At 58.2% G+C, this 12,735-nt stretch carries 13 protein-coding genes; 3 read left to right on the top strand and 10 right to left on the bottom strand.

The window, feature by feature from the left end; all coding sequences use genetic code 11:
- From rlmB to disA, 5 genes are all read right to left on the bottom strand, one after another.
- The gene (gene rlmB, locus KSY82_RS03875) at positions 1-921 is read right to left on the bottom strand and encodes a 23S rRNA (guanosine(2251)-2'-O)-methyltransferase RlmB (RefSeq protein WP_217750287.1); all 921 of its coding nucleotides are present in this window, start codon (positions 919-921) and stop codon (positions 1-3) included.
- Positions 922-1,088: 167 nt separating this feature from the next.
- On the bottom strand, positions 1,089-2,555 hold the full coding sequence (cysS, locus tag KSY82_RS03870; RefSeq protein WP_217750286.1) for a cysteine--tRNA ligase: 1,467 nt from the start codon (positions 2,553-2,555) through the stop codon (positions 1,089-1,091).
- Positions 2,556-2,558: 3 nt separating this feature from the next.
- Positions 2,559-3,053, bottom strand: a complete 495-nt coding sequence (ispF, locus tag KSY82_RS03865) for a 2-C-methyl-D-erythritol 2,4-cyclodiphosphate synthase (RefSeq protein WP_006234975.1) — start codon at positions 3,051-3,053, stop codon at positions 2,559-2,561.
- The gene (gene ispD / locus KSY82_RS03860; RefSeq protein ID WP_217750285.1) at positions 3,043-3,771 is read right to left on the bottom strand and encodes a 2-C-methyl-D-erythritol 4-phosphate cytidylyltransferase; all 729 of its coding nucleotides are present in this window, start codon (positions 3,769-3,771) and stop codon (positions 3,043-3,045) included. Before ispD ends, ispF begins: the two co-directional genes overlap by 11 nt.
- A complete protein-coding gene (gene disA / locus KSY82_RS03855) occupies positions 3,771-4,838 on the bottom strand; it encodes a DNA integrity scanning diadenylate cyclase DisA (protein WP_040359001.1) in 1,068 nt (355 codons plus the stop codon). Before disA ends, ispD begins: the two co-directional genes overlap by 1 nt.
- Positions 4,839-5,059: 221 nt before the next feature.
- Between disA and KSY82_RS03850 the strand changes: the two genes are divergently transcribed.
- The 3 genes from KSY82_RS03850 to KSY82_RS03840 all read left to right on the top strand — a co-directional run bounded on the left by KSY82_RS03850 (position 5,060) and on the right by KSY82_RS03840 (position 7,542).
- Positions 5,060-5,638, top strand: a complete 579-nt coding sequence (locus KSY82_RS03850) for a manganese efflux pump MntP (protein WP_217750284.1) — start codon at positions 5,060-5,062, stop codon at positions 5,636-5,638.
- Between the two features lie 128 nt (positions 5,639-5,766).
- Positions 5,767-6,234, top strand: coding sequence for a helix-turn-helix domain-containing protein (locus KSY82_RS03845; RefSeq protein ID WP_217750283.1), 468 nt, complete (start codon positions 5,767-5,769; stop codon positions 6,232-6,234).
- Between the two features lie 3 nt (positions 6,235-6,237).
- Positions 6,238-7,542, top strand: coding sequence for a type II toxin-antitoxin system HipA family toxin (locus KSY82_RS03840; protein ID WP_217750282.1), 1,305 nt, complete (start codon positions 6,238-6,240; stop codon positions 7,540-7,542).
- A gap of 126 nt (positions 7,543-7,668) precedes the next feature.
- Here the strand turns inward: KSY82_RS03840 and KSY82_RS03835 are convergent, their stop codons facing one another.
- The 5 genes from KSY82_RS03835 to KSY82_RS03815 all read right to left on the bottom strand — a co-directional run bounded on the left by KSY82_RS03835 (position 7,669) and on the right by KSY82_RS03815 (position 12,518).
- Positions 7,669-9,126 carry an aminoacyl-histidine dipeptidase gene (locus KSY82_RS03835; RefSeq protein ID WP_217750281.1) on the bottom strand — a complete coding sequence of 486 codons (1,458 nt, stop codon included), beginning with the start codon at positions 9,124-9,126 and terminating at the stop codon, positions 7,669-7,671.
- Positions 9,127-9,274: 148 nt separating this feature from the next.
- A complete protein-coding gene (locus tag KSY82_RS03830; RefSeq protein ID WP_217750280.1) occupies positions 9,275-9,796 on the bottom strand; it encodes a PIN domain-containing protein in 522 nt (173 codons plus the stop codon).
- On the bottom strand, positions 9,793-10,152 hold the full coding sequence (locus KSY82_RS03825; RefSeq protein WP_195535780.1) for a type II toxin-antitoxin system RelB/DinJ family antitoxin: 360 nt from the start codon (positions 10,150-10,152) through the stop codon (positions 9,793-9,795). The genes KSY82_RS03830 and KSY82_RS03825 overlap by 4 nt, the downstream gene beginning before the upstream one ends.
- 172 nt (positions 10,153-10,324) lie before the next feature.
- Positions 10,325-11,956 (bottom strand): ATP-binding cassette domain-containing protein, encoded by a 1,632-nt coding sequence (locus KSY82_RS03820; protein ID WP_217750279.1) that lies wholly within the window; start codon positions 11,954-11,956, stop codon positions 10,325-10,327.
- Positions 11,949-12,518, bottom strand: coding sequence for an SPASM domain-containing protein (locus KSY82_RS03815; RefSeq protein WP_217750278.1), 570 nt, complete (start codon positions 12,516-12,518; stop codon positions 11,949-11,951). The genes KSY82_RS03820 and KSY82_RS03815 overlap by 8 nt, the downstream gene beginning before the upstream one ends.
- Between the last annotated feature and the right edge of the window lie 217 nt (positions 12,519-12,735).

Raw genomic sequence — 12,735 nt, 5'->3', positions numbered from 1 at the left:
CTACTCCTCCCCCATCAGCTCGCCGGCGTTGCGGCGCAGCCACTCAAAGCACAGCGCCGTGGTCGCCTGGGCAACATTGAGGCTCTCGGTCATACCGCGCTGGGGAAGCTTGGTCAAAAAGTCGCATTTCTCGAGCACCAGACGCGAGATGCCGTCGCCCTCGGAGCCCATGACGAGCGCCACGCGGCCCTCGAAAGGAGCATCCCAGCAACTGCCTTCGGCGTGCTCGGAAGCACCGCCCACCCAAAAACCAGCGGCCTTAAAATCGTCGAGCGCACGGGCGATATTGGGAACCTGCGCGATAGGCAGATGCATGACGGCACCGGCTGAGGTCTTATAGCTGCCCACGGTCACGCCGGCGGCACGCTTATTGGCAATGACGACGCCCGCCGCGCCCACAACCTCGGCGGAGCGCACGATGGCGCCAAAGTTGCCGTCGTCAGTCACGTGGTCGAGCACCACGACAAGTGCCGGGCCCTCGCCTGCGCGGTCGAGAATATCGGCGACATCAGCATAGGGGAAGTTGCCAACCTCGAGTGCGATGCCCTGATGAGCGCCATGACTCGACAGCGCATCGAGCTGCGCGCGCGGCACATACTTAATGCGGACGCCTGCAGCGTTGAGGTCGTCGACCAGACGAGACAGGGCGGCATCGCGCTCCCCGCCCTCGGCGATGAGCGCGCACTTGATGGGAAAACCAGTGCGTAGCGCCTCGGCGGCAGCACGGCGACCTTCGATAAACTCGCCCTTGGGGACCTGAACGTTGTCGCGGTTGCGATCTCGCTGCGGACGCGCAGCCTGGGTTTGGGAGCGCTCGCGCTGGCCCTTGGGAGCGGCAGCGCGGTCGTTGCGGCGAATCGGACGCGAGCCAGAAGCAGCATGCTTGCCTCCACGCGATACACGCTTGCGATTGTCGGCCATAAAGCGACCTCCTAAATACAACTATCAAACGAAACAAATAGACCGACCGCCCGAGGTGCGGCAGATTGCCTTGAAAGAGGAGGGCATAGACCTTGAGGTCATGCCCGACGATTGAAAGGCAAGGTGCCGTGGCTCGGGCGGTCGGGTGCTTGGGAAACCCGCGGGGATTAGAGAGATTTGATACGGGTGCCGGCGGCGGTATCCTCAATGGTGAGGCCCAGGTCCTTGAGCTGGTCACGGATGGCGTCAGCCAGGTCCCAGTTCTTGGCGGCACGGGCCTCGGCGCGGGCCTCGAGAATCTTGGCAGCGGCCTCGTCCACGTCGTCACCCGTGTAGGCAACCAGGCCGGCGGCAACGCCCAGCAGGCCCAGCGGCAGCTCGACCTTGGGCTCGGGGAGCTCAACGCCAAGCGTATCGAGCAGCTCGGCCAGCGTGTCGGCGGCGGCAAGCGCGGCGGCCTTGTCGGCAGCATCGCCCGCCTGCTCCAGGTACTGGTTGCACTCGGTCACAAAGCCAAAGACGGCACCCATGGCACCAGCGGTGTTAAAGTCGTCGTCCATGCACTCCTTAAAGGTGGCACGGGTATCGGCGGCCTTGGCGGCAAACGCCTCAGATGCTGCCTCATCGGCATCGGCCGTCGCATGGTTCGCGGCCCAGCGCAGGTTCTCGACCGTACCGGCGATACGCGTGAGCGAGTTCTCGGCACCCTCCAGGCGCTCCCAAGAAAAGTCGAGCGGCGAGCGATAGCTCGTCTGCAACATCAGCAGACGCAGGGCCGCGGCAGAGTGCTGCTCGAGGACCTCGGCCAGCGTAAAGAAGTTGCCGAGCGACTTGGACATCTTCTCGCCGTCTACCAGCAGCATGCCCGTGTGCATCCAGGTGTTGGAGAAGCCCTGGTGCCAGGCGCAGGTGGCCTGGGCGCACTCGTTCTCATGATGCGGGAAGGCAAGGTCGGAGCCGCCGCCGTGGATGTCGATCGGAGTGCCCAGGTAGCGATGCACCATGGCGGCGCACTCGGTGTGCCAACCGGGACGGCCCTCGCCCCAGGGGCTCGGCCAGCTGGGCTCGCCGGGCTTGGCGGCCTTCCACAGGGCAAAGTCGAGCGGGTCGTTCTTGTCCTCGTTCTCCTCGATGCGCGCACCCACCATAAGGTCGTCGATGTTGCGGCCCGAGACTTGGCCGTAGTTGGGATCGCTGCGCACGGCAAAGTACACGTCGCCGTTATCGGCGGCATAGGCATGGCCCTGCTCGATGAGCGTCTTGATCATGGCGATCATGGGGCCGATCTCCTTGGTGGCGCGAGGACGCACATCGGGATCGAGCACGTTGGCGGCGCGCATAACGCCGATAAACTTGTCGGAGAACTCCGTCGCAACCTCGGCGGCGGTACGGCCCTGCTCGTTGGCGCGCTTGATGATCTTGTCATCGACATCGGTGAGGTTCTGGGCGAATGTGACCTCGTAGCCGCTCGCGATGAGCCAGCGACGAATCACGTCAAAGCTGATGAACGTGCGGGCGTTGCCGATGTGGATGTTGTCGTAGACCGTGGGGCCGCACACGTACATGCGGACCTTTCCGGACTCGATGGGCTGGAACTCTTCCTTTTTATGGGTAGCGCTGTTGTAGATACGCATTCGTTACTCCTTAACGGTTTTCTGTAGCAGGCAGACGGCCCAGGCGCCGATTCCCTCGCCCTGGCCTTCCCAACCGAGCTTTTCGGTCGTAGTGGCGGCGACGCCCACGTTTTCGACGTCAACACCCAGGGCATGGGCAAGGTTGGCGCGCATGGCATCGCGGTGCGGGGTGATCTTAGGCTGCTGGCAGGCAATGGTGCAATCGGCATCGACAAACTCGAAGCCCAGCTCGCGCGCATAGTCCATCACGCGAGCGAGCAGCACCATCGAATCGGCACCCTCATAGGCGGGGTCGGTATCGGGGAATAGCTTGCCGATGTCTCCCCCGCGGCAGGCGCCCAGAATGGCGTCGGCCAAGGCGTGCGCGAGCACATCGGCATCCGAGTGGCCCAGCAGGCCGCGCTCGTAGGGAATGTCGACACCGCCGATGATACATCGACGCCCCTCCACCAGACGGTGAACGTCGTAGCCATGGCCAATGCGCAGGTTACTGAACATGGGGAAGGTCCTCTCCCTCGGCCATGCGACCGAGCAGAATCGCGGTTACGGGACGCAGGTCCTCGGGCACCGTCACCTTAAGGTTGTCGCGTGGGCTCTGGACGCAGCGGACGCGCCCACCCATGCGCTCGACCAGCGATGAATCGTCGGTACCGATAAAACCCTCGGCGATAGCAGCGGCGTGAGCGCGCTTCATGGCGTCGACGCTAAAAATCTGCGGCGTCTGCGCAGCCCAGTACAGCTCGCGCGGCGGCGTCTCGACGATGTTGTCGCCGTCGACGATCTTGAGTGTGTCGATCGCGGGCTGACCGCACACGACACCGTCGAGCGAGCGGTCGCCCATGAGCACGTCGATAGCGTGGTCGATGGCCTCGGTCGTAATGAGCGGACGAGCACCATCGTGGATGGCGACATATTCGAAACCCGCCGGAACCGCATGCACGCCGGCACGGGTGGAATCCTGACGGGTCGCGCCGGCATCGGCAAAGCTGATGGGCGTGTCATAGTCAAACGGGTCGATGGCCAGGCGGCGCATCTCGGCACGGCGCTCGGCAGGACACACCACCACGATGTGGCCGACCTTGTCGCTCCGGTCGAACGCGCGGATGGACCAGCTCATGAGCGGACGGCCCGCCACGTTAACGAGCTGCTTGCCGCCGGGATTTCCAAAGCGCTGGCCGCTGCCACCGGCAACGACCACGGCGCATACGGGCGCCATTATGCGTTCCCCTGTTTGGTACCCTTCATGCGGTACAGCGAGTCCGCAAGAATGGCAGGGTTGTTGACGCCAAAGTCGCCTAGGCGCTCCGGATCCTCGCTGATGTCGTCCATGAGCTCCTGCAGCGAGCCGTACTCGTCGACGATCTTCTCGGCCACGCCGTCGCGCACGACGGACACACGCGAAAGCGTGCGCAGGCCCAGCGGCGTCATGACGGAGTCCTCGTCCAGATCGTCGTAACCCAGAACTGCCGCCACGTGCTGCGGGTCGGACAGGTCCTTAGGCGTCATGCGAGCGAGCTCTGCACGAATCTTCTCGGCATTAGCCTCGGAAGAATCACTTGCATAGTCGCGAATCATCAGGTCGTACTCGGTATCCATGCTGGAGCCGGCGAGCTGCTCGAGCTGCATCTGCACGAGCTTGCCCTGGTTGCCCAGCTTGACGATGCAATCCTTAAGCTCGGTCTTTGCCTGCTGCATGATCTCGAAGCTCGAGAAGATGCCAGTGATGTCGGCGAGCGTGACGTAGTCGTCCAGCTCGAGTGCCGTCAGGCGCAGCAGGGAGCGATCGAGCGACTGACGGGTAGTCTGGAGCGTGGCGACGAGCTGGTTGACCGAGCTCATGATGGTGGTGACGGGCTGGATCTCGTAGCTCTTGCCGTGAACGTACACGTTGACGACGGCACGACGGGCCGAAACCGAGATCACGATGGCATCGGTGAGCACCGACATGCGAGCGGCGGTGCGGTGACGCATGCCCGTCTCGCTCGTGGCAAGCGAGGGATCGGGATTGAGGTGGAAGTTGGCGCGCAGGATCTGGGTGAGGTCGCCGTCGATGACGATGGCACCGTCCATCTTGGAGAGCTCGAACAGACGGTTCGAGGTGAACGAAATGTTGAGCGGGAAGCCGTCGTTACCGGCAGCGAGCACGTTTTCGGTGTCGCCGACGCAGATAAGGGCGCCCAGGTGACCGGCGATGATCATGTCGAGGGCGGTGCGGATCGGCTGGCCGGGGGCAGTCAGGCGAATGGCCTGTTCCATACGCTTTTGCAGCTCGTTCTTATCCAAGGCATCGCTCCCATCGTATACGCTCCATAAACGCTAAATAGTTTCTCACGGTTTGTCCCTGCGGCGCTTGCGAAATCCGATGCTTACAGAATGAGCGAACACAGCTTAGGTAGCTCATTTGGGACGGGGCTCCTTTGACTGCTCATGTGGTAGCATCGGGTCTCATATAAATGAGGGAGTAGTCGCGTAATCGGGCTCGCCCGCAGAGAGGGAGCCAGACTATGGGACTCGCAGAGCTCGTGCTGCTCGCCGTTGGCCTTTCGATGGACGCCTTTGCCGTTTCCATCTGCAAGGGCCTTGGCATGAAGAAAATCAACCTTAAAGTCGCCGTAGTGCTCGGCCTGTTCTTTGGCGGCTTTCAGGCCGGCATGCCCGAAATAGGATGGGCGCTCGGCAGTCAATTCATGGGCATCATCGGACCCATCGACCATTGGATCGCCTTTATCCTGCTCGCCTTCATCGGCGGCAAAATGCTGTGGGAAGCCTTTACCGAGGACGAGGATGAAGGCGACGACAAGGATGCCGAAAAAATCGACCTGGGCGAGTACCTGATCCTCGCCATCGCCACCTCAATCGACGCCCTAGCCGTGGGCATCTCGTTTGCGGCGCTCTCGGTTGACATCGTTCCCGCTGTATCGCTTATCGGCATCACAACGTTTATCTTCTCCGTCGCCGGCGTAGCGATCGGCCACACCTTTGGCGCGCGCTACGAAAAACCCGCCACCATCGTGGGTGGCGTCGTGCTCATCCTCATCGGGCTTAAGATCTTGCTTGAGCATCTGGGGATTTTGGCGCTGTAACGCCAAGCACAATCGCTCAAAACTCAACGCCAGCACAAGGCCTTATGCAGAGTTTTGCATGAGGCCTTTTCGTGCAGACTTTTGCATGTCATACTAATATGCAAAAGTCTGCACGTTAGGAGATCGCCGTGGACACCCTTCCCATCACCACACCGCGCCAAGCTGGCGTCTACGTGCGCCAGGCACGCGAGGCGCAAGGGATCACCCGTGCGACCCTCGCTAAAAAAGCCGGTGTTTCGGAACGCCTGCTCGCATCGCTCGAGCTGGGAGATGCCACGGGCATTCGGCTCGACAAGCTGCTGGCAGTTTTCGGTGCTCTTGGACTGGCGCTCGCCGCTCAAGGGGATATAGGCGAAACGAAAAATGAGCAACCAGTCGACGCCCCGCATGCTGATCAACCTTGCAGCACCTCCAGACGCCATCACGCCCAACGTCTTCATCATCGCAACCGTCGCAGCACAACCATTCCGGCTCTTGCAGATGCCCCCTTTACATCCGCACTCTACGACGAGGTCTTCGCCGATTTCGCCATGTCCAATCTCGGAGTCTCGATTGCCACAAACGCATCTAGCCAAGCCATGCCCGAAGGGAAATAGCCAATGGCCAGAACATCACTTCGGACCATTATTTGCGGCGTGCCTGCTGGAACGCTCACGCAAGATGAGAACGGTCTTATCAGCTTTACCTACGATCATGACTATGACGGGCCAGCCCTATCGACCAACATACCCGTATCGAATCGCACATACGGACAACAGGTCATGAATCCGTACCTGTTTGGCCTTCTACCCGACAGCGAGGACCAACGAAAAGCGATTGCCGCCGAATTCGACGTTAGGCCCAACAATCCCGTTGCGTTGCTCAGCCATATCGGACTCGACTGTCCGGGCGGCGTGCAGTTTTGTGCCGAAGAAGATACCGACGCCGTCCTGCATCGCGCTGGCGAATACCGCCCTATAGACAACCACGAAATTGCTCTTCGTCTCAAGTCGATCAGAGATGACCGCGATGCATCGTGGATGGGTCTAGATGAAAGTTGGTCACTTGGAGGCAACCAGGGCAAGTTCGCGCTCGCGTTCATAAACGGCCGCTGGTGCGAATGCATGGGCTCCTCGCCCACGACGCATATTTTCAAAAATGGCGTTATCGGATTTAAACTCGAGGCTCTCAATGAGTTTGTCTGCATGAAAAGCGCCCAGCGCGCCGGCATCGCAACGGCAAACGTCGAATATCGTATGTTTGAGGACGAACCTGCCCTCATTGTTGAGCGCTATGACCGCGTGAAAGTCAAAGACGGAACGATCAGGCGCCTACATCAAGAAGACCTCTGTCAGGCACTTGGGGTGATGCCCGCCCAAAAGTACACGGCAGACGGCGGCCCGACCACCCGCGACATTCAAGAGCTCCTCGTAAATACGAGCCACCATCAACTTAACCTGTATCTGTTTACGCAGATACTTTTCTTTAACGCCATCATCGGCGCACCGGATGCGCACGCGAAAAACTATTCCCTGCTCCTTGGAAACGACGGCGCAGCCATGATGGCTCGAATGTACGATGTCGCGTCGGGCTTGGCGTACGAGCGCATGCGCCGCCGGGCGCGCCTTGCCATGAGCGTTGGCGGCGAAAACCGTGTGGGACGCATCGGTCCAGGCGCTATCCGCCGATATCACGGTATGGGCGACCCCGCGCTGGAGGCGGCGCTCACCGACGCCGGGCTATCCGAGAAGTTTTGCTTTGCGACCATGATGGACCTCGCCTACGAGGTGCCCATTTGCATGGAAGAGATCATGGATGAATATGCCGACCTGCCCGGCATGGCGGACCTACGCGAGCATATGCTCGGCCCCGTCCGCGAAAACTGCAAGCGCACCCTCAACCTCATCAAGGCGGATATGGGCTAGACGTTCGCAATTTCCCATTTCTTAAAAGAAAGGAGGGGGCACCCGTCGCAAAAGCTCGGATGTCCCCTCTCGTAATGTCATTTGCAATCCGCTAGCACGTGGCTCGGACTGCTGCTAGCGCAACCTTTACGCAGCGAGGCGCTTGAGGACGTCGATGAGCAGCTCGTAGAAGCGCTCGGCAGAGGCGAGCTCCATGCTCTCGTCCGGGGTGTGGACATCGGAGAGCGTCGGGCCCACGGCGATGGCGTCCAGGCCGTGCAGGGCCTCGGCAAACAGGCCGCACTCAAGGCCGGCGTGAATGGACTCGATGCGCAGCTCGGAACCAAAGAGCTCGCGATAGCTCTCGACAAAGACGTCGCGGACCGGCGAATGCTCGGCATAGCTCCAGCCGGGATACTCGAACTCGAACTTGGCGTCGAAGCCCAAGACATCGGCCAGCGTCTGGAGGCGATCCTTGAACTCGTTCTGCAGCGAAGTGATCGAGGAGCGCGGGGACAGCATGATCTTGACCTCGTCGTCAGAAGTGGCAACCACGCCGATGTTGGAGGAAACCTCGACGGAGCCGTCGGTGGCGACGTTGCGGCGAATCACGCCGTTAGGGGCAAGACGCAGGGCGCGGATGAGGGCAAGCGCGGACTTCTGGTCCATGGCCTCGACCTCGGCGTCGTCGGCAATCTCGACGGTGCAGGTAAAGCCGGGGTCGAAGACCTCGAGCTCGGCAGTGACGTCGGCGATGATGTCCTTTGCAATCTGGGCCGCGGCCTCGGCGGCAGCGTGGTCGGCGTAAACCAGCTCGGCCTTGCACTCACGGTTGATGGCGTTGTCCTTGGTGCCGCCGTTAAAACTGACGATGGCGGGCTCGCCGGCGACCATCAGGCGGTCGATGATACGGGCCATGATGAGGTTGCCGTTGCCGCGCTCCAGGTTGATATCGGAGCCGGAGTGACCACCCAGCAGGCCGGAGATGTCGAGCGTGAGAGCGCTGCCGGTCTTGCGCTCGCGCGCGATCGGGCAGGTGTAGGTAACGACGACGCCGCCGGCGCAGCTGACGGTGGCAACGCCCTCTTCCTCGGAGTCGAGGTTGATCATGGTGCGGGCGCTAATCTGGGACTTGTCGAGCGTCTCGGCGCCGACCAGGCCAGTCTCCTCGTCGGTGGTGAATACGCACTCGAGGGCGGGGTGAACGATCGAATCGTCATCGAGAACAGTGAGCATCAGAGCGACGGCGATACCGTTGTCGGCGCCCAGGGTGGTGCCGTTAGCGGTGAGGACGCCGTCCTTGACGACCAGGTCGATACCGTCGGTCGTAAAGTCGTGCTCAACGGAGCCCAACTTGTCGCACACCATATCGATGTGGCCCTGCAGCATCACGGTCGGGGCATTCTCGGCGCCGGCAGAAGCGGGCTTGCGAATGATGACGTTGTAGACCTCGTCCTGGTACACATCGAGGCCGCGCTCCTTGGCAAACGCAACCAGGAAATCGCTGATGCCCTTCTCGTTGCGAGACCCACGGGGGATCGCGCTGACCTCCTCAAAGAAATGGAACAGTTGGGCGGGCTCGTAGCCGGTGATCTTGTAATCCATGGTGCCTCCTTGGCGCAACTGGTTAGACAGTAAGACATGCGACTTGTATATTCCCAGACTTTGCGTGCATAAACCAGTCGAAAACGCCGAGCGCCCTTGCATCATCGGCTAACGGCGGGGAAACGCCACTTTATTAAGATAAAGCAGGTTAGACGGGCCTCGCCGAAGGGACGTTGGACCCTTCAACCAACCTCAACGCTTGATCAACGTTTATGCATACGCCATTGGTATGTTTAATGAGATTCTTGTCCTCCGTCACGACGTAATCGGCATCGATGCGATTGGCGACGCCCAGCATCAGGTCGTCCTCAAAGTCGTTGTGATGATACTTGAACACAAAGGAGTCGAAGACCTCGTCTGCACCGACCGGGGTGATGAGGGCTAGCTCGCGCATCTGTCGAACGCATGCCCAGGCCGTTTCATCTGCCGCCGCAATGGCGTTATCACTCAGTGAGCCAGTCTTTCTTCGGCACTCCTGCTTGATTGCCGCCGAGACAAGATATGAAACGTCTTTGACCGAAAGCGACGAGGCAAACAGGGCAATCCGCTCCGAGGCGTCGGCAATCTCGATCAGATGGACGACATTTGCCGTACGGTCGGACCTGCCAGAAAAGTAATCCATCCATACGTTGGTATCGATTAACAGCTTGAGGACGCCTTCTGTGCTCATAGTTCCACCCACTCGGGATAGCGCTCCGCCATGGCCTCCTCATAGAGGTCGTCATAGTCTCCCGAGAACTCAGGGATGGGGATGCCGTATTTGAGGCACGAATCGCGAACGATATGGCTGCCTTGCGCGGCCCTTGATTCCATGCGCCGGGGCTCCACTCCGTCAGAAACCGGAGCCGCCGCGTCTCCCTTCGAGGGCATGCGTCCGTTAACGACCAGATACTCCCAAAGTGTCCGAACGGCTTTTGACGGCGTCATGCCAATATGCGCCAGAACGGCATCTCCGGCTTCTTTGAGCTGGCGATCTATGCGCACGTTCATCTGAATAGATTTTTTATCGAGCAATTCGGCTTCCATGCCTCATCCTTCAGGTTGCTATACATCATCCTGGACTTAGTATAGCATCCATAAGAGCGCAGCAATGCCTTACCGGGAGGTGTAGTGGCTTACATTTTCCGGTAAGCACCAACCTCGAACAGCTTTCCACCATGGCAGAAATTAAGACTCAAATGGGCTAACCTTCCGGCGTCTACAGCTCAATCACTTCGTCGCAAGCCTCAAGCAACTCGGGATCATGCGAGACAACAACCACTATATGATCCTCTTTCTTCTGTTGCAGAATATCAATGAACGCTGACCTACTCGCTCCGTCAAGAGCCGACGTCGGTTCATCGAATAACATGACGGGTGAGTCCTTAAGCAAAACACGAATAATCGCAATCTTCTGCTTCTCACCACCCGATATATTATGGTTTTGCTCGTCCAGCACCCCATCAAGACCATTGGGAAGTGTTGAGACCAGTTTGGTCAGACCAAACTGGTCTACAAGTCGCCCGACTTCAAAAATTGGACAATTATCGCCCGCGAGTAGCGTCAGATTCTCTCTGAGTGTTCCGTTAACGATATCAGGTTCTTGCTCGGCAATACCAACGACATACGAGCGTAGATTTATAGAATCAATCTGACTCAAATCAACCTCGTCATAAGCAATAGTCCCAACGCAATCATCGGGATATAGACCAGCTATGCCATCGAGAAGCGTGCTTTTCCCGCTTCCGTTTGCGCCCGACACGCCGTATAAGACCCCTCGATTAAGCGAGATGAGCTCTGGATAATCTATGATTCGATCGGTATCAGGGCGACAAATCGACAGGCCCTTGCACACAAGTGAAACAGGAGAGCCAATGCGGACAGAACCGTTCACCTCTTCATCCATTGCCCAAAGGCGCTTAAGGCGTTGGGCGCTCACCTTGCTCGCCTGGTAGCTTTTGCCCCAAGAAAGCAAGTTCACCAGAGCAGAATTGGCGCTCGAATAATAGCTCAATGCCGTCAGCAGAAAACCAACCGGCATTTTGCCTGCGACAATCTCACAGCCTCCAATCGCGAGCAAACAGAACTGCGCAAAGGAAAAAATCAACTGATTCGCAAGTTCGAACCGTGATCCGGCTTTTTGGTTAGCCAATATAGCTGGATAAAGACCATCGAAAGCCTTCTGCAGCCTCAAGGAATAGAAATCGAATAATGAATGGCGACGAAGAAAGGAGACGCTCTCCAGCTGGCTCTGGAGAGTCCCATAGAAAGCAGCGGTCTTTTCTTGAAACTCAAAGCCTCGATTGAACAGCAGCCCGCTAAACAATCGATAAACTACTGCCCCCGTAACGATGCAGGCTAGACAGGCAATCGCCATCGCAATGTTTATATTCATCAACATAATCAAGGAACAAACAATCGTTGCAACACCGCCAATGATATTTGACGCCGATGTTATTCCGAATATTATGAGATCGTTTGAATCGTGATTGATTTGCTGATTATAATAGCCCGCATCAAATCCGATGAAAAACTTCCGGGGCAAACGCTTGACGTGTTCAAGTGTGTCAGCGTTAAGTTGATATCCCGCATGCGCTTGAAGGTCGACATAGATTAGGGAAGTCCAATAGGCCAACACCGACCCCACAATGGCGACCACGCCAATCGCGAAAATACATAAGACTAGCGTCCGCAAACTAATTCCGAGGACATTTTTTGCCGCCAGCACATTTACAGTCAGTCCCAACAAATATGGTTCAGCAAGGCTGCACAGTTGAGACAAGACATCGAGAAGCAGATAGACATAAAGCCTTGGCTTATGGAGGAGATATATCTTCCAAAATCTAAACATCGTGATTTGCCTCATGCGAATACTGATAATTACAAGCCAACCGCATTCTCTGCCTTGCATTGAATTTAACGCTCGCGCATTTTCTCTGACCCTCCATCGCGGCGTGGGGACATCCGCCCATACAAGCCGGAAACATTACACACTCGCCACATACCGGGTCGTTTGGTAAATACTCCATCCATTTCAAATAGATCGAATTAGCTTTCACACCTTCTCGAACATTTCCAACGGCGCACTCGCCCTTGCCAACCTCATCCCAACATTTAAAAAGTCTACCAAGCGGATCGATGACAAACGAATTAAGGGAAACCGCACAGCAGACACCTGGTTCATACGGCGTAAACGGAATAACGTTGAATCCGCGCTCGCTAGCTTTATCCATAAAGAACGTTTCAACTTGAGAGAACCCACGCTGAGAAAAACAATGAATGTCATTTGCGCAAGTATCGTTAACATTGTCGACCGCAGCAAGATAAATCGCGACTTTACCGCGAAGCCCTTTAGCGTCAAGCTCGTCAATCAACGCATCGACCTCTTTGCTATTGGACTCATCGACATTCACGGGTTGATTTCCGATCTCAGCCGAACACATTGAGCAAATAGGCCATTCCCGCAGTTAGCTGAACGCCCCCGCGGCCCCTCCTGGGGTCCGGGGGCGCCGTTTTCCCAGTTGAAGGAACGGTGGAGATGTGTTTCGATGGGTCCGGTGGCCATGCTCCGCCCTCCGCCCGGCACCTCTTCCCAGACTCAGCCGGACGGCCGGTCCGTCTATTCCGTTT

Origin of the sequence: Collinsella aerofaciens, from assembly GCF_019131995.1 — a bacterium.
Taxonomy (GTDB): Bacteria; Actinomycetota; Coriobacteriia; order Coriobacteriales; family Coriobacteriaceae; genus Collinsella; species Collinsella aerofaciens_S.
The sequence above is the reverse complement of the archived record's forward strand: the minus strand, read 5'-3'. Positions and strand labels throughout refer to the sequence as shown.

Coding starts and splice junctions, on each gene's coding strand:
- rlmB (WP_217750287.1), bottom strand. CDS start 921: ATGGCCGACAATCGCAAGCGTGTATCGCGTGGAGGCAAGCATGCTGCT.
- cysS (WP_217750286.1), bottom strand. CDS start 2,555: ATGCGTATCTACAACAGCGCTACCCATAAAAAGGAAGAGTTCCAGCCC.
- ispF (WP_006234975.1), bottom strand. CDS start 3,053: ATGTTCAGTAACCTGCGCATTGGCCATGGCTACGACGTTCACCGTCTG.
- ispD (WP_217750285.1), bottom strand. CDS start 3,771: ATGGCGCCCGTATGCGCCGTGGTCGTTGCCGGTGGCAGCGGCCAGCGC.
- KSY82_RS03850 (WP_217750284.1), top strand. CDS start 5,060: ATGGGACTCGCAGAGCTCGTGCTGCTCGCCGTTGGCCTTTCGATGGAC.
- KSY82_RS03840 (WP_217750282.1), top strand. CDS start 6,238: ATGGCCAGAACATCACTTCGGACCATTATTTGCGGCGTGCCTGCTGGA.
- KSY82_RS03835 (WP_217750281.1), bottom strand. CDS start 9,126: ATGGATTACAAGATCACCGGCTACGAGCCCGCCCAACTGTTCCATTTC.
- KSY82_RS03830 (WP_217750280.1), bottom strand. CDS start 9,796: ATGAGCACAGAAGGCGTCCTCAAGCTGTTAATCGATACCAACGTATGG.
- KSY82_RS03825 (WP_195535780.1), bottom strand. CDS start 10,152: ATGGAAGCCGAATTGCTCGATAAAAAATCTATTCAGATGAACGTGCGC.
- KSY82_RS03820 (WP_217750279.1), bottom strand. CDS start 11,956: ATGTTTAGATTTTGGAAGATATATCTCCTCCATAAGCCAAGGCTTTAT.